Below are 15,982 nucleotides of genomic sequence, written 5' to 3'. Positions count from 1 at the left end.
GGGTGGGGGTGCGTCGGTCGTCACGAGCCCTCCGTACGGTGGCGTATGGATTTCCGTACGGTAGCGTACGGACGTGCCGTCGTCAGCCCCTCCCCCGCAATCGCGCGCGGACGCCGGGGCCCGCGTCACGCGCGAGCGGTGGATCGAGGCCGCGGTCGCGACCTTCCGCGCCGGCGGGCTCGCCGCCGTCCGCGTCGAGGCCGTGGCCCGCGCGCTCGGCGTGACCAAGGGCTCCTTCTACTGGCACTTCACCGACCGTCGCGCGCTCGTCGACGCGGTCGTGGCGCGGTGGGAGGCCGAGCAGACCGACGAGGTCATCGCGCGCACCACCTCCGGCGACGACGCCCGCGCCCGGCTCACGGCGCTCTTCACCGAGGTCGCCGCGCGCGGCACCGACCGGGCCGGCGAGCGACACCTCTACCTCGAAGCCGCAGGCGAGGGTGTGCAGGACGCCGTGCGCCGCGTCACCGCACGCCGGGTCGAGCACGTCGCGACCCTCCTCGCCGCCCTCGGGCTGCCACGCGACGTCGCCCGGGCGCGCGCCGTCGTCTGCCTCGCGACGGTGGTCGGCGCCGACCAGCTGGCCGACACGCTCCCGTCGACCCCGGACCGCCGCGCCCTCGTCCGCGCGGCGCTCGACATGGCGCTCGCGCCCGCCTGACCCGCGACCCGGGACCCTCCCCCGCAGGAGGGAGGACCCTCACCCCGCCGGGGGTGGGCTCGGCGGTGCCGCGCCGCCACGATCGGGGGCATGAGCTCCTCCGTCGCAGACCGGTCCGCCCCTCCTCCGCCGGTCGCGGTGTGGCTGGCCGACCGCTGGCGACGTCTCGACCACGCGGTGCTGCTGACGCGCGTGGCCGCACTGGTGCTCGCGCTCGCGGTCGCCGTCCTGCTCGCGGCCACCCCCTTGTTCCTGCCCGACGCCGTCGGCGGCCGCTCCTGGGCGGAGGCGCTCGTGCGCCAGGGCTGGGCGTCGAGCGACGAGCACCGGTTCGGTCTCGTGGCGACGGTCGCAGGGCTGCTCGGGGTCGTCGCCGTGCTGCTCGCCGCCCGCCTGCCGTGGCTCGCGACGGTCGTCGCGCTCGTGCCGTTCGCGCTCGTCCCCCTGTACGGCACGGCTCTCGCGTCGTCGTGGCTCGCGGTCGCGGCGGTCGCGGTGGTCGTCGCGACGTCCCGCCCCCTCGTCGCGCTCGTCCCCTGGGCGGCGGCCGGCGCGATCGGCGTCGCCTGGGCTCAGGGGTTCGACCCGTCGGGCCGCGGGGGCATGCCCGCGTTGTTCCCGCACGGCCCGGGCTACCCGTCCACCGGCCTCGCGGGCGTGGAGGCGGGGCTGGGCCTGGCCGCGTACGCCGCCGGTGCGCTCGTCCTCGCCGCCTGGCTCGGGCACGCGCTGCGCGCCGCCGGGGCTCGGGCGCGGCGGGCCGTGGCCGCGGCCGACGACGCGCGCGCCGAGAGCGCCCTGGTCACCGAGCGCACGCGCCTGGCCCGGGAGCTGCACGACGTGGTGGCGCACCACGTGTCGCTCGTCGCCGTCCGCGCCGAGAGCACGCCCTACGGCGTCCCCGACCTGGATCCCCGCGCAGCGCAGGCGTTCGCGCGCATCGCCGACGACGCACGCACCGCCCTGGCCGAGCTGCGGCACGTGCTCACGGTGCTGCGCCGCGGCGACGACGCACCGCTCGAGCCGCTGTCCGGCGCGTCCGACGTCGCGGCGCTCGTGGCAACGGCACGGGGCGCTGGTCAGGACGTCACGGTGGAGGGCGGGTGGCCGGACCTCGCCGGCGGGGTCGGGCACGTGCTGCACCGGGCGGTCCAGGAGGGTCTGAGCAACGCGAGACGGCACGCACGCGACTCGGCGGTCCGCCTCGTCCTGGCGGCGGACGGTGGGGTCGTCGGTTTCCGGATGACCAACGCGGTCGCCGTGGGGGCGACGGGCACGCCCGCGCACGGGCTCACGGGCATGCGCGAGCGCGTCGAGGCGCTGGGCGGCTCCGTGGGCACCGAGGTCGACGACGGTACGTTCGTGCTCGTGGTCACCCTGCCCGTCGACGCGCCGTGACACGGGTCGTCGTCGCCGACGACCAGCCGGTCGTCCTCGAGGGCTTCACGACGATCCTCGGCGCGACGTCCGACCTCGAGGTCGTCGGTACCGCCCGTGACGGCGTCGAGCTCGTGACGCTGGTCGCCGCGACGCGGCCCGACGTCGCCCTCGTCGACGTGCGCATGCCCCGGCTCGACGGGATCGCCGCGACAGCGCGCGTCCGCGCCGCGCACCCCGGCACGCACGTGATCGTGCTGACGACGTTCGACCTCGACGAGTACGTGACGCGCGCCCTGGAGGCGGGCGCCTCGGGGTTCCTGCTCAAGGACGTGCCCGCGGCGAGGCTCGTCGAGGGTGTGCGCCTCGTCGCTGCGGGCGCGCTGCTGCTGGGCCCGAGGGTGGCGAGGCACCTGCTGGCCGACGTCGACGCCGCACCCCGTCGTGAGGTGCCGGGCGTGGACCGGCTCACGCCCCGCGAGCGCGAGGTGCTGACGGTCGTCGCGGGCGGGCTGTCGAACGCCGAGGTCGCCGCGAAGCTCGGGATCGGCGAGCAGACGGTCAAGACCCACGTGTCCGAGCTGCTGCGCAAGCTCGCGCGCCGCGACCGCGCGCAGCTCGTCGTCGCAGCGTACGAGGCGGGCGTGGTCGTCCCCGGCTGACGGCAGGCGCAGCCGGGCCACGCAGCGCTCGCGTCGCCGACGGACGGTCGGGCGGACGAGGGACAGCCGCGCGCCGCTGTCCGTCGCGCCGTGCGGGTGTCCGTCGACGCAGGGTGCGGCGTGCGCCGTGCGGTCGCGTCAGGCGGTGACGACCGGCACGACGCAGGCCGGCGAGCGCAGCGCGGCGGCCGCCACCTGGGTGCCGTCGGGTCCCTGCACGACGAGCGTGTGCGCGTCCTGCAGCGCGACGACCGTCCAGCCGTCGACGACCGCGAGGTGGCGGGGCGTCGGGCCCGACAGCGGGGCGGGGCGCGGCTCGCCGAGCGTGCCGTCGGCGTGGACGTCGTACGCCGTGACCGTGTCGGGACCCTGCAGGCCGAGCGCGCGCACGCCCAGCAGCAGACGGTCGCCGTCGAGCAGGACGTGCGACGGCGAGCGGCGCACGCCGTCGGCCGCCTCCGCCGCAGGCACCGCGGGGACGGTCTGCCGGGGAGCAGCGCTCGCCGTCGCCGCGTCCCAGGTCAGCACGTGGACGGCGGCGTCGAGCTCGCCCGCGACGTACAGGTGCGCACCGTCGGTTGCGAAGACGACGTGGCGCGGGCCGGTGCCCGGGGGCAGCACCGCGGCGACGCCGTCGGCCACCAGGGACCCGTCGGCGGTCCGCGCGTAGCGGCGCAGCTCGTCGGTGCCGAGGTCGGCGACGAGCACGTGGCGACGGTCGGGCGTCAGCGCGACGAAGTGCGCGTGCGGGCCCTCCTGGCGGTCGCGGTCGGGGCCCGAGCCGGCGTGCGGGAGGACCTGTGCGGGCACCCCGGCGGCGGTGACGTCCGGACGGAACGCGCCGTCGGGCGTCAGCGGGACGACCGCGAGCACGCCGTCGACGTAGTTGGCGACGAGCAGCGCGTCGTCGACGACGAGCAGGTGGCACGGCGCCGAGCCGCCCGACGTCACGGTCGCGCGGGGCACGAGACCACCGTCGGCGGTGACCTCGAACGCCGTGACCGTGCCCCGCTCGCTCTCCCCCACGGCGTACAGCCAGCGGCCGCCAGGGTGCGTCGCGACGAACGTGGGCGCGGGGGTCTCGACGACGAGCCGCGGCTCGCCCAGGGCGCCGGTGCCGCGGTCGAGGTCCACGCGCCACACCCCCTCGCCGAGCCCGGCCTCGGTGCCGATGCCGGCGTGCGGGAAGGTGCCGATCCACAGGGGTGTCGTCGCGCTCACGGCGACGACCCTACGCAGGGACGCCGTGGTCGACGCGTCGGTCGGCGCACCTGCGGGCTGCATGACCGGGGCCGGGCCGTCGGCGGGTGGCGCGACCAGGGCCGGACCACCGGCGGGGCGACGACGTCAGCACCAGCAGCGGGTCCTTCCGGAGCCCCTGGCCGTCCCGCGCCCCGTCCGCGACGTGGGACGTGGCGCCCGCGAGACCGGGCTGGGATCGCTCATCGATCCGATGAGCGACGTCAGCCCGGGCTCGCGACGAGCCGGTCCTGGCATCCGGACGCGGACGTCCCGCCGCGACGAGGCAGCCCGGGAGACGAGGGCCCGGGAGACGACGGCACCGAAGACTGAGCCCGGGAGACGACGGCTCGGGACGCGGCGACGACCGACGTGCCGGCGGGTCAGGACGCCGCGGCGATCCAGGGGGTGGGGTCGGCGACGACCGTGCGCAGCACCGCGAGTGCGCCGCCCGTCATGGCCGGGTAGTCCCCGGCGCGCGAGCGGGACACCGACGGCGACGACCAGTCGGCGAAGATCACACGGTCGGCGAGCGCGTCGGCCACGGCACCGCGGACCTGGTCGAACACGAGCCCGAACGTGCCGCCGAGCACGACCTCGCTGACGTCGACGACGTTGGCGACGGTCGACACCGCGAGCCCGAGCCACCGCCCGGCCCCGCGCACGGCGTCGAGCGCGCGCGGGTCGCCCGCCTCGACCGCGGCGACGACGTCGGCGAACGGCGTCCCGGGAGCCAGGCCCGCCGCGCGCGCGATCGCGTCCTGCCCGGCGCGCTGCTCGAGCGACACCGGCATCGACGCGTCGGGTCCCGCACCCACGACGACGTGCCCGATCTCGCCGCTCCAGCCGTGCCGGCCGAGGAAGATCTCGCCGTCCAGCACGAGCGCACCACCGACGCCGACCTCGCCGGACACGTAGAGGAAGGACGGCGCGACGGCACCCCGGCGCGCGTGCGCCTCGGCGCGCGCGGCGAGGTTGGCCTCGTTGGCGACGCGCGGCGGCAGCCCGGCGAGCACGGGGTGGGCGGCGAGGCGCGCGACGACGTCGACGTCGCGCCACCCGAGGTTGGGCGCGTAGCGCAGCGGGCCGGTGATGCGGTCGACGAGCCCGGGCAGCGCGAGCGCGGTGCCGGCGACGCGCACGCCGTCGGCGGACAGCGCCGCGAGGACCGGTCCGGCGAGCGCGGCGAGCCGGTCGAGGACGGCGTCGGGGTCGCTCGCGCGCAGGTCGGCGCGCTCGACGGTCTCGACGAGCACGTCGCCCGCGAGGTCGACGGCGCGCAGCCCGAGGTAGTCGACGTTGACCTCCATGCCGACGCCCGCGACCTGACCCGGTGCGGGCGCGAGCGGCACGGCGGGCCGGCCGGCGCGCGCGACGACCACGGGGTCGAGCTCGCGCACGAGCCCGGCCTCGATGAGCACGTCGACGAGCCCGGTGACGGCGCCCCGCGACAGGCCCGTCGCGGCGGCGATCTGCGCGCGCGACGGGGGCTCGGCGGCGTCGACGACCTGCGCGAGCGCGACCGACAGGTTGTGCGTGCGCATCTGCGCCTGCCGGGCCGCGCGCTGCGGGTCGGGCACGCGCTCGGCCGCCCGGCCCTCGCGCGTGCGGGGCGTCCGGGGACGCTCCGCGGCGACGTCGCCGGGGGCGGCGTCGGGTGCGTCGTCCGTCCTCGGCATGGCTTGACCCTACCGAGACCGCGGGATAAATTCATCCCGAGAACAAAACCGGGGTCGCCATCGACGCGCCTCCGGACCGCACTCGACGTGGAGGCGTCATGGTTCGCAAGCCCACCCCCGACGACAAGTTCTCGTTCGGCCTCTGGACGGTCGGATGGAACGCGCAGGACCCGTTCGGGGCCGCCACCCGCCCGTGGCTCGACCCGGTCGAGTCCGTGCACAAGCTCGCCGAGCTCGGCGCGGCGCACGTGACCTTCCACGACGACGACGTCGTCCCCTTCGGCTCCTCGGACGCCGAGCGCGAGAAGATCCTCGACCGCTTCCGCGGCGCGCTCGCCGAGACCGGCATCACGGTCGAGATGGTCACGACCAACACGTTCACGCACCCCGTCTTCAAGGACGGCGCGTTCACGTCCAACGACCGCCGCGTGCGTCGCTACGCGCTGCGCAAGATCCTGCGCAACGTCGACCTCGCCGCGTCGCTCGACGCCGACACGTTCGTCATGTGGGGCGGCCGCGAGGGCGCCGAGTACGACTCGGCCAAGGACCTCTACGCCGCGCACCAGGCGTACGCCGACGGCATCGACACGGTCGCCGCGTACATCAAGGAGAAGGGCTACAAGCTGCGCATCGCGCTCGAGCCCAAGCCCAACGAGCCCCGCGGCGACATCCTGCTCCCGACGATCGGCCACGCGCTGGGCCTCATCGCCAAGCTCGAGCACGGCGACATCGTCGGCCTCAACCCCGAGACGGGCCACGAGCAGATGGCCGGCCTCAACTACACGACGGGCCTCGCGCAGGCGCTGTGGGCGGACAAGCTCTTCCACATCGACCTCAACGGCCAGCGCGGCATCAAGTACGACCAGGACCTGGTCTTCGGCCACGGCGACCTGTTCTCGGCCTTCGCGACCGTCGACCTGCTCGAGAACGGCTTCCCGGGCGGCGGCCCGAAGTACACCGGCCCGGTGCACTTCGACTACAAGCCCTCGCGCACCGAGGACTTCGACGGCGTGTGGGAGTCGGCGCGCGCCAACATGGCGACGTACCTGCTCCTCAAGGAGCGCGCCATCGCGTTCCGCCAGGACCCCGAGGTCCAGGAGGCCGTCGAGGCCGCCGGCGTGCTCGAGCTCGCCAAGCCCACGCTCGACGAGGGCGAGTCGCTGGCCGACTTCCTCGCCGACCGCTCGGCGTTCGAGGACTTCGACGTCGACGGCGTGGCCAAGCACGGCTTCGGCTTCGTGCGCCTCAACCAGCTCGCGCTCGAGCACGCGCTCGGCGCGCGCGGCTGACCCCAGCACCACCCGACGCCCGGGGAGCCTCGCGCTCCCCGGGCGTCGCCCGTCCCCGGCACCCGACGTCCGAGCGGGCCGGCAGGACCCCCGCTCGGACACCCGACGCCCGGCACGCCCGGGCCGCTCGCAGAGGAGCACACGCGATGACGCTCGTGGCAGGTGTGGACTCGTCCACGCAGTCGTGCAAGGTGGTGGTGCGGGACGCGCAGACCGGTGCGCTGGTGCGCCAGGGCCGCGCGAAGCACCCCGACGGCACCGAGGTCCACCCCCACCACTGGTGGGACGCGCTGCAGGCCGCGATCGCGGACGCGGGCGGCCTCGACGACGTCGAGGCGATCAGCGTGGGCGGGCAGCAGCACGGCATGGTCGTGCTCGACGCCGACGGCGAGGTGGTCCGCGAGGCGCTGCTGTGGAACGACACGCGCTCGGCGCGGGCCGCGCTGGACCTCGTCGCCGAGCTCGGCGACGGTGACGCGGCCGCCGGTGCCCAGGCGTGGGCGTCGGCCATCGGCTCGGTGCCCGTCGCGTCGCTCACGGTCACGAAGCTGCGCTGGCTGCGCGACGCCGAGCCGGAGAACGCGGCGCGGGTCGCGGCCGTGGCGCTCCCCCACGACTGGCTCACCTGGAAGCTCGCCGGCGGCATGGCCGAGGTCGGGTTCGACGGCCTCGTGACGGACCGGTCCGACGCGTCCGGCACGGGCTACTGGTCGCCGTTCACCGAGGACTACCGCACCGACCTGCTGGAGCTCGCGCTCGGGTCGACGCCGCGCCTGCCGCGCGTTCTCGCCGCCAACGAGGCGGGCCCCGTGGCCCCCGGGTTCGCACTGCGCCCGGTCCTCGGACCCGGTGCCGGCGACAACGCGGCCGCGGCCCTCGCGCTGGGCCTGCTGCCCGGCGACGTCGCGGTGTCGCTGGGCACGTCGGGCGTCGTCTCCGCCGTGGCCGCCGCCCCGACGGCCGACGGATCCGGCCTCGTCACGGGCTTCGCCGACGCGACCGGCTCCTACCTGCCGCTCGCGTGCACGCTCAACGCGTCGCGCGTGCTCGACGCCGCGGCCCGCATGCTGGGCGTCGACCACGCGGGCCTGTCGCGCCTCGCGCTGTCGGCCCCCGCGGGCGCCGACGGCCTCGTGCACATCCCGTACCTCGAGGGTGAGCGCACGCCCAACAAGCCGCTGGCCACGGGCGCGCTGCACGGCATGCGCCTGGCCAACACGACGCCCGCGCACCTCGCGCGCGCGGCGGTCGAGGGCATGCTCTGCTCGCTGGCCGACGGCATCGACGCGCTGCGCGCGGTCGGCGTCCCGGTCGAGCGCGTCTTCCTCATCGGCGGCGGCGCGCAGTCGGAGGCCGTGCGGCACGTGCTGCCGGGCATCCTCGGCCTCGACGTGCAGGTCCCCACCCCCGGCGAGTACGTCGCCGACGGCGCCGCGCGGCAGGCGGCGTGGGTGCTGTCCGGTCAGGACGCGCCGCCCGCGTGGTCGGCGTCGACCGGCGCCGAGGTCATGACCGGCACGCCCGAGCCGCACGTGCGCGCGCAGTACGCCGCGGCCCGCGAGCTCACGGTCGACCGCCCCGCCTGAACCGCGTCCGGGAACGACGAAGGGGCCGGCACCCTCGGGTGCCGGCCCCTTCGTGCGACGTCGCAACCCCCTGGGCGACGCGACGACGCTCAGTGGGCGTCGTCGTACGCCTTCTTGACCTCGGCCGAGATGCGGCCGCGCTCCGAGACCTGGTACCCGTTGGCCTTCGCCCACTCACGGATCTCCTGCGCCTCGTTCGAGCGTGCCGAGCGCGACGACGTCGAGGCGGCGCGGCCCGCCGACCGGCCCGAGGAGCGACCGCTGACCTTGCGGCCGTTGGCGACCCACTGCGCGAACGCGTCGCGCAGCTTCGCGGCGTTCTCCGACGTGAGGTCGATCTCGTACGTCACGCCGTCGAGACCGAACGTGACGGTCTCGTCCGCCGTCCCGCCGTCGATGTCGTCGACCAGCAGGACCTGCACCTTCTGTGCCATTGAATGCTCCAGGGCAATGGGGGATTTGAAGCTGACGGGGCTCACTGTCTCACCCGACATTGAGCGCGTCAAACGCAACCCGCCCCATTCTCAACCGTCTGTGCGCCCGCTGTGCTCGCTCTCGGCCTCCATGCGCGCGATCGCCCGGCGCTCCGAGCGGTCGGCGTTGATGATCGCGCGCATCGAGAACCAGAAGATCAGACCGACGCCGATCGACGGCAGCAACGCTGCGAGAACAGCTCCCCAGTCACTCACGAATCCTCCACCGATGACAACGTCAGACCTGCGGCTTCACGAGCGGGAATGGGATGGTGTCACGAATACCGTGACCCGTCATGGCGATGAGCAGGCGGTCGACGCCCATGCCCATCCCTCCCGACGGGGGCATCGCGTGCTCCATCGCGGCGAGGAAGTCCTCGTCGATGCGCATCGCCTCGTCGTCGCCGCGCGCCGCGAGCAGCGCCTGCGCCTCGAACCGCTCGCGCTGCACCACGGGGTCGACGAGCTCGGAGTACGCGGTCGCGAGCTCCATGCCGCGCACGTACAGGTCCCACTTCTCGACCAGGCCGCGCTCGGTGCGGTGGTCGCGCGTCAGGGGCGACGTCTCGACCGGGAAGTCGCGGACGAACGTCGGCGCCCACAGGGTCGAGCCGACGTGGTGCTCCCACAGCTCCTCGACCATCTTGCCGTGGTTGCGCTGCGCGGGCGCCAGCTCGACCTCGGCGGCGTCCAGCAGCGCGAGCAGCCGCTCGTCGGACGTGTCGTGCGTGATCTCCTCGCCCAGGGCCTCCGAGAGGGAGCCGTACATGGTCAGCGACGTCCACGTGCCGCCCAGGTCGTACTCGCTGCCGTCGGCGAGCGTGACCACCGTGGTGCCGAGCGCGTCGAGCGCCGCGGTCTGCACGAGGTCCTGCGTCAGGGCCGCCATGGTGTCGTAGTCGCCGTAGGCCTCGTACGCCTCGAGCATCGCGAACTCCGGCGAATGCGTCGAGTCGACGCCTTCGTTGCGGAAGTTCCGGTTGATCTCGAAGACCTTCTCGACGCCACCGACGGCCGCACGCTTGAGGAACAGCTCGGGCGCGATCCGCAGGTACAGGTCGATGTCGAACGCGTTCATGTGCGTCTCGAACTGCCGCGCGGCCGCCCCCTCGGGACGCACCTGGAGCATCGGGGTCTCGAGCTCGAGATATCCGCGGCGGTAGAAGTTCTCCCGCAACGACCGCACGACCGCCGACCGCAGGCGCACCATCTCCCGCGCTCCCGGACGCACGATCAGATCGACGTAACGCTGCCGGACACGCGCCTCCTCGGACATCTCGGTGCCCTCGTAGAGGTTCGGCAACGGGCGGATGGACTTCGCGGCCATGCGCCATTCGTCGGCCATCACGGACAGCTCGCCGCGCCGCGAGGAGATGACGCGGCCGTGCACGAAGACGTGGTCGCCGAGGTCGACGTCGGCCTTGAACGCGGCCAGCGCGTCGGCGCCGACCTCCTTCTCCGACAGCATGGCCTGCAGGCGCGTGCCGGCGCCGTCCTGCAGCGTCGCGAACGCGAGCTTGCCGGTGTTGCGCAGGAAGACCACGCGCCCGGCGACGCCCACGACGTCGTCGGTCTCGGTGCCCGGCTCAAGGTCGGGGTGCGCGGCGCGCACGTCCTCGATGGTGTGCGTGCGCGGCACCGACACGGGGTACGCCTCGACCCCCGAGGCGAGCAGCCGCTCGCGCTTGGACCGGCGCACGCGCATCTGCTCGGGGACGTCGTCCACGGCGGGCTCCGCCGCGTCGGCGGCGGTCGGGTCGGCGGGTGCGGTGCGTTCGGTCACCCCGGGATTCTACGGGCGCGCGACGCCCTCCCCGGCGTCGTCGCCCGCGCGCGACCCGGGCGCCACGACCGAGCGCGGGTCGAGGTCGAGCGCGACGTCGAGGATCGGCGAGGAGTGGGTCAGGCCGCCGACCGACAGGAAGTCGACGCCCGTGAGCGCGACCTCGCGCGCACGGTCGAGCGTGAGGTTGCCCGTCGCCTCGAGGTCCACCCGGCCCGTCGCCCCCTCGCGGGCACGCACGCGGGCGACCGTCGCGGCCAGCACCTCGGTCGGCATGTTGTCGAGCAGCAGGAAGTCCGCGCCCGCGTCGAGCGCCTCGTCGGCCTGCTCGGGGCGGTCGACCTCGACCTGCACGGCGACCTCGGGGTGCCGCTCGCGCACGGCGCGCACCGCGGCCGCGACCGAGCCCGCGGCGACGACGTGGTTGTCCTTGACCATCGCGACGTCGTACAGGCCCATGCGCTTGTTGGTGCCGCCGCCGCAGCGCACCGCGTACTTCTCGAGCGTCCGCAGGCCCGGTGTGGTCTTGCGGGTGTCGAGCACCTGGGCACCCGTGCCCGCGAGCGCGCGCGTCCACCGGTGGGTGTGCGTCGCGACGCCCGACGCGCGCGAGACGAGGTTGAGCAGCGTGCGCTCGGCGACGAGCAGCACGTGGGTCGGCCCGGTGATCGTCGCCAGGACGGTCCCGGCCTCGACCACGGCGCCGTCGGCGACGAACCACGCGACGTGGGCGCGCGGCAGGCCCAGGCGGTCGGCGACCTGGTCGAGCACGACCGGAACCACGACGAGCCCCGCGACCGCACCGGCCTCGCGCGCGACGACGTCGGCCCGACCGCGGGCGGCGGCGTCGACCGTCGACTGCGTCGTGACGTCGCGCCCGGGCGTGGCTCCCAGGTCCTCGTCGAGCGCGACCGCGACGAGGCGCTCGACCGCGGCCGGGTCGGGCCCCGGGTCGCCGGGCAGGACGGGGCTCGGGAGGACGGGGCTCGGGAGGGACGCGAGGGGCTGCTGGTCGACCGGCACGAGCGTCACGGTAGCCGCCCGCACGCCCACCCCGCGCCGGTCGGCCCCGGACCGGGCCCGGACGGCACCCAGCCCCGGAACTGGTCACATCCGTGACCAGTTCCGGGGCCCGACGGCTCACCTGTGACCAGTTGGCGGCCGTGCCCGGACGCGCGGGCGCGCGGTGGCCCGGCACAGACGGGCCCCACCGGTCGGCGGGAGGGGCCGACCGGTGGGGCCCGGACCTGGGCGAGCCGTCAGCGGCGCCAGACGAGCACGGGGAGCGGGACGCTCCGGGTGGTGCCCGCGGCGTTGGACAACTCGGCGGTGTAGACGTGGACGCCCGGCGAGCGGCCCGTCAGGCGGGTCACGGCGCTCTGCGCGTCACGGCCGCGCGGCGTGAGCGCCTGGGTGTCGACGAGCACGCCGTCCTCGTACAGGCGGTACGTCGTGGCGTTCGTGCCCCACCACATGTTCATCGTGACGGTGTACGACCCGTCGCCGTCCCAGTTGTCGTGCCACAGGACCGGCGGTGCGGGGCGGGCGTTGCGCACGTCGACCGTGAGCGCGGCGCTCGTCGTCGAGCCGTGGCGGTTGGTCGCGACGACCTCGTAGACGTACGTGCCGTCGAGCCGGCCCGCGACGTCGAACGACACGACCTGCAGGGCGGGCGTCGCGTCCACGACGTCCCGCGTGGCGATCGGCTGCCCGTTCTCCAGCAGGGTCAGCTGCTCGGCGTTCTGGCCCCACCACATGGACGACAGCACCCGGAAGTCGCCGTCGCCGTCCCAGTTGTCGTGCGACAGCACGGGCGCGGTCGGTGCCGCCGTGGCCGGGCCCTCGGGCTCGGGGGTCGGTGCCGCGACGAGCCGGGCGACGCCCCACCGCGCGGTCGACTGGTAGCCCTGCCCCGTGGGGTCGGCCCAGTTGGTGATGCCGATGCGCGAGCCGCCCGTGGCGTCGTTGACCTGGAAGTCGACGCCGTGGAACGTGCCCTCGCCGCCGCGCTCGAGCAGGTCGACGGCGACCTCCACGACGTACCCGTCGTCGGTGGCCGCGGTCGCGGTGCGCACCCGGTCGCCCTGGTCGGCGGGTCCGTTGCCGAACGTCACCTCGCCGTCGGCACCGACGCGCAGCTGCATGTCGGTGGGCAGGTAGGCGCCGTTCTTGGAGTTCCCCGCGTCGACGTAGATCTCGACCGAGTCCCGCTCCCAGGGCTGGGTGGCGGTCGCGTCGACCGACGGGTCCGTGACCTCGGCCAGGACGTACAGCGTGTCGGCGTCCCACAGCGTGCGGACCTGCGCCGTGGCGGTGCCCGTGCCCGAGGTCTGCTTGCCGGTCGTCACGGCCGGGACGCCGTCCCACGCCGCGTCGACCACGCCGTCGACCTCGGGGACGCCCGCCGCGGCGGCCGGGACCTCGAGGTACGACAGCGGCTCGACCAGCGCGAGCGACCCGGCGCGGCCGGACCACGACGTGACCTGCTCACCCCGGACGACGCCGAGGTTGAAGGCGAGCACGTCGCCCTGCGCGGCGCCGTCGAGCGGCGCGCGCAGGACGACCCGCAGGCCGTCGCCGTGCTCGGCCCACACCGCGGGCAGGTCGCCCTCGCCCGTGCGCGGGACCTCGTAGGTCGTCGTGCCGACCGTGACGCGCAGCGCGTCGGTGCCGGCCGGGACCTGCGCCAGGACCGTCAGCCCGTCGGCCGTCCAGCGGGTCTGCAGACCACCCGCGGCGCCGTCCTCACCGATCGGCTCGAGCGGCAGCTGGTCCCACTCAGGCGCCTCGAGCGCCGCGGCGTCGACCGCGAGCTCGCCGCCGAACGACTCGGCGGACGCGATGCGCCCCGGCAGCTCGAGGCCGGCCGCACCGTAGTACGCGGGCTTGGCCTGCAGCCGGTCGTCGAACAGCAGCGGCGCACCGTTGTCGTTGACCCAGCTGCGGCCGTCGAACAGGCCCCAGACCGTCACCGAGAACAGCGAGTCCGCCTTGTCGCGGAACAGCTCGAACGCGTCGCGGTAGTAGTAGCCCTGCTCGATGAGCCGCGCCTCGGTCACGGGTGTGCCCGTGGCGACGTCGAGCTCGGTGACGGCCTGCGTGACCGGCAGCGCCTCGAAGCGCGTCAGCGCGGCCTCGAGCGCCGAGACCGGCGTCGACAGGCTCACGTGGAACTGGTGCCCGACGCCGTCGACCGGCACGCCGCGCTCGAGCAGCCGCGAGACGAGCGCGAAGTACCGGTCCTGCTTGCCGATCGCCTCGGTGCTGTAGTCGTTGATGAACAAGGTCACGGGGCGGTCGGTGCCCGGCGCCGCGTACTCGTCGTTGAACGCCTCGTCGGCGTAGCGGAACGCGAGGTCGACGAACTCCTCGCCGAGGATCGCGAACCAGGCCGACCGGCGCATGCCGTCGGGGTTCTCGCCGCCGTCGGCGACGACCTCGTTGACGACGTCCCACGCGACGAGCGGGTTGGTGTCGGACCCGAACGGCCCGTACGCGTCGGCCAGGGTCTGCGCGACCGAGAAGATGTGCGTCCGCATGCGCTCGCGCAGCAGCGCCTGGTCCTGCGGGCTCGACGTCAGCTGCACGCCGTTCTCGTCGAGGAACATCCAGCCCGGGTTGGCGGGTGTCCCCGTGTCGGGGTCGGCGTCGGTCTGGCCGGGGTTCTGGCCGTGCCACACCAGCACGTGCCCGTAGACGCGCTGGTCCTGCGCGACGGCCGTGTCGAGGATGGCCTTGGCCTGCGGGTCCATCCGGAAGTTCCGGTCGGCGTCGTACCAGGCGTACGGCTTCATGTGGTTCTCGGCCGTGACCTGGGAGAAGTGCCGGGTCATGAGGTCGCGCGACGAGCCGAGGGTCTCGCGCTGGTCGATCGCGACGCCCAGGGGGAACGGCACGGTGTCGCGCAGCGGCGTGAGGTCCTCGACCTCGACCTGCGGGGTCGCGATCGAGACGTCGTCGAGCAGGAACGTCGAGGTGTTGCCCGCGTTGCCGCCGTCGTACTGCGTCTCGAGGTAGAGCTCGGCCGCGGTGCCGAACGCCGGCATCGTGAAGATGCCGCCCACGCGCGTCCACTCGGTGGTCACGCCCGCGAGCGTCGCGATGTTGGCGTAGGTGCTCGCGCCGTCGGTCTCGGTGCGCGCGCTCAGGACGAGCGTGCCCGGGTCCTCCTCGAAGCGCAGCCAGGCCTCGTACTCGTACTGCGCGCCGGGCGTCAGCACGTCGGTCACCGGGAGCTGGATGCCCTGCCCCTGGTGCACCCGGTCGGCCACGCGCGCGGCGTGGTCGCCGCCGTGCGCGCCGGAGCCGACGACCTCGACGGTCGCGGCGCCCTCCTGGGTCGCACGCGGCTCCCAGCCCTGCAGCGTGCCGTCCTCGAAGTCGAACGTCAGGTCGACCTGGGCGGGCGGCTCGCCCGTGCCGGGGTCGGCCGGCGTCGCGGTGACCTCGACGTCGTCGACGAGGTACGTGTACGGCGTGCCGGGGTCGCCGGCCGCGGCGGTGTCGCCCGACAGGTGCGACGTGCCGAGGTAGACGGTGCGCGACGCGTCGGCCGTGGGCGTGAAGGTGCCCGTGACGGTGGTCCAGCCATCGGCGTCGATGGTCGTGTCACCGATCCACGTGTAGTCCGGCTTGGCGACGAACCGCACGTCGGCGGTGCCGTCGGTGCCCTCCGCGAGCCGTGCCTTCATCGTGAACGTGTAGGTGGTGCCCGCAGTGACGTCGAGCGCGGGCGACTCGATGCCCTCGAAGTCCAGCGTGCGGTCCGTCACCTGCAGCGCCCGGCCGCCGTCGACCTCGACGTAGCCGAGCTCGACGTCCCCGCTCGGGGTCCAGCCGCTCAGGGTCCCGTCGTCGAACGACGCGCTGAGCACGACCTCGGGCTCGGCGGCACCGGCGGCGGTGCCGATGGCGACGACGGGGGTGACCACGAGCGCGGCCGTCGCCACACCCGCTCCGATAGTTTCGAGCACACCGCGGTGCCTGATCCGACGCATTGACGCTCCCTTGCGCACAGAAGTCCGATCTCGTCGGACCAACGTACGGGGGATCTGGGCGATTGACCAGGGGGTGCGCGCGACGAGATCACCCCTTGCCACACCACCGAGTCGAAAGTTTCGGCGCGCTTGCTCCGAGCTCGCCGCGACTAGGCGCCCACGCCCGTCACCCCCGGGCCGGACGCGCCGCCGACCGTCGACGTCCCCACCCGCACCGCACCGTCACCCGCCGCCCG

General features: G+C 74.8%; 12 protein-coding genes. 5 read left to right on the top strand and 7 right to left on the bottom strand.

Annotated elements, in window-relative coordinates; all coding sequences use genetic code 11:
• Positions 1 to 73: 73 nt before the first annotated feature.
• The 3 genes from ATM99_RS15895 to ATM99_RS15885 all read left to right on the top strand — a co-directional run bounded on the left by ATM99_RS15895 (position 74) and on the right by ATM99_RS15885 (position 2,700).
• Positions 74 to 661: a TetR/AcrR family transcriptional regulator gene (locus ATM99_RS15895; RefSeq protein WP_062103816.1), complete on the top strand. Its 588-nt coding sequence runs from the start codon at positions 74 to 76 to the stop codon at positions 659 to 661.
• 90 nt (positions 662 to 751) lie between these two features.
• Positions 752 to 2,059, top strand: a complete 1,308-nt coding sequence (locus ATM99_RS15890; RefSeq protein ID WP_082659910.1) for a sensor histidine kinase — start codon at positions 752 to 754, stop codon at positions 2,057 to 2,059.
• Positions 2,056 to 2,700, top strand: coding sequence for a response regulator transcription factor (locus ATM99_RS15885; protein WP_062103814.1), 645 nt, complete (start codon positions 2,056 to 2,058; stop codon positions 2,698 to 2,700). Before ATM99_RS15890 ends, ATM99_RS15885 begins: the two co-directional genes overlap by 4 nt.
• Positions 2,701 to 2,838: 138 nt before the next feature.
• On the opposite strand, the gene ATM99_RS15880 is transcribed toward ATM99_RS15885, so the two are convergent.
• Both ATM99_RS15880 and ATM99_RS15875 read right to left on the bottom strand, forming a co-directional pair.
• Positions 2,839 to 3,921 carry a beta-propeller fold lactonase family protein gene (locus ATM99_RS15880; RefSeq protein WP_062103820.1) on the bottom strand — a complete coding sequence of 361 codons (1,083 nt, stop codon included), beginning with the start codon at positions 3,919 to 3,921 and terminating at the stop codon, positions 2,839 to 2,841.
• 401 nt (positions 3,922 to 4,322) lie between these two features.
• A complete protein-coding gene (locus ATM99_RS15875) occupies positions 4,323 to 5,618 on the bottom strand; it encodes an ROK family transcriptional regulator (RefSeq protein ID WP_082659906.1) in 1,296 nt (431 codons plus the stop codon).
• Between the two features lie 98 nt (positions 5,619 to 5,716).
• On the opposite strand from ATM99_RS15875, the gene xylA reads away from it, so the two are divergent.
• Both xylA and xylB read left to right on the top strand, forming a co-directional pair.
• Positions 5,717 to 6,907, top strand: a complete 1,191-nt coding sequence (xylA, locus tag ATM99_RS15870) for a xylose isomerase (protein ID WP_062103813.1) — start codon at positions 5,717 to 5,719, stop codon at positions 6,905 to 6,907.
• A gap of 146 nt (positions 6,908 to 7,053) precedes the next feature.
• The gene (xylB, locus tag ATM99_RS15865) at positions 7,054 to 8,493 is read left to right on the top strand and encodes a xylulokinase (RefSeq protein WP_062103812.1); all 1,440 of its coding nucleotides are present in this window, start codon (positions 7,054 to 7,056) and stop codon (positions 8,491 to 8,493) included.
• Between the two features lie 89 nt (positions 8,494 to 8,582).
• Here xylB and ATM99_RS15860 read toward each other — a convergent pair whose 3' ends face one another.
• From ATM99_RS15860 to ATM99_RS15845, 5 genes are all read right to left on the bottom strand, one after another.
• Positions 8,583 to 8,927 carry an Lsr2 family protein gene (locus tag ATM99_RS15860; RefSeq protein WP_062103811.1) on the bottom strand — a complete coding sequence of 115 codons (345 nt, stop codon included), beginning with the start codon at positions 8,925 to 8,927 and terminating at the stop codon, positions 8,583 to 8,585.
• A gap of 90 nt (positions 8,928 to 9,017) precedes the next feature.
• A complete protein-coding gene (locus tag ATM99_RS19480) occupies positions 9,018 to 9,182 on the bottom strand; it encodes a hypothetical protein (RefSeq protein ID WP_190278859.1) in 165 nt (54 codons plus the stop codon).
• 22 nt (positions 9,183 to 9,204) lie between these two features.
• Positions 9,205 to 10,671, bottom strand: a complete 1,467-nt coding sequence (gene lysS / locus ATM99_RS15855; protein WP_223305193.1) for a lysine--tRNA ligase — start codon at positions 10,669 to 10,671, stop codon at positions 9,205 to 9,207.
• 87 nt (positions 10,672 to 10,758) lie between these two features.
• Entirely contained in the window at positions 10,759 to 11,772 is a 1,014-nt protein-coding gene (gene nadC, locus ATM99_RS15850) for a carboxylating nicotinate-nucleotide diphosphorylase (protein ID WP_062103817.1), read from the bottom strand.
• Positions 11,773 to 12,008: 236 nt separating this feature from the next.
• A complete protein-coding gene (locus ATM99_RS15845; protein ID WP_062103810.1) occupies positions 12,009 to 15,698 on the bottom strand; it encodes an endo-1,4-beta-xylanase in 3,690 nt (1,229 codons plus the stop codon).
• Positions 15,699 to 15,982: the final 284 nt, after the last annotated feature.

This window comes from Cellulomonas sp. B6 (assembly GCF_001462455.1).
GTDB lineage: Bacteria > Actinomycetota > Actinomycetes > Actinomycetales > Cellulomonadaceae > Cellulomonas.
The sequence above is the reverse complement of the archived record's forward strand: the minus strand, read 5'-3'. Positions and strand labels throughout refer to the sequence as shown.

Coding starts and splice junctions, on each gene's coding strand:
- ATM99_RS15890 (WP_082659910.1), top strand. CDS start 752: ATGAGCTCCTCCGTCGCAGACCGGTCCGCCCCTCCTCCGCCGGTCGCG.
- ATM99_RS15875 (WP_082659906.1), bottom strand. CDS start 5,618: ATGCCGAGGACGGACGACGCACCCGACGCCGCCCCCGGCGACGTCGCC.
- xylA (WP_062103813.1), top strand. CDS start 5,717: ATGGTTCGCAAGCCCACCCCCGACGACAAGTTCTCGTTCGGCCTCTGG.
- xylB (WP_062103812.1), top strand. CDS start 7,054: ATGACGCTCGTGGCAGGTGTGGACTCGTCCACGCAGTCGTGCAAGGTG.
- ATM99_RS15860 (WP_062103811.1), bottom strand. CDS start 8,927: ATGGCACAGAAGGTGCAGGTCCTGCTGGTCGACGACATCGACGGCGGG.
- lysS (WP_223305193.1), bottom strand. CDS start 10,671: ATGCGCGTGCGCCGGTCCAAGCGCGAGCGGCTGCTCGCCTCGGGGGTC.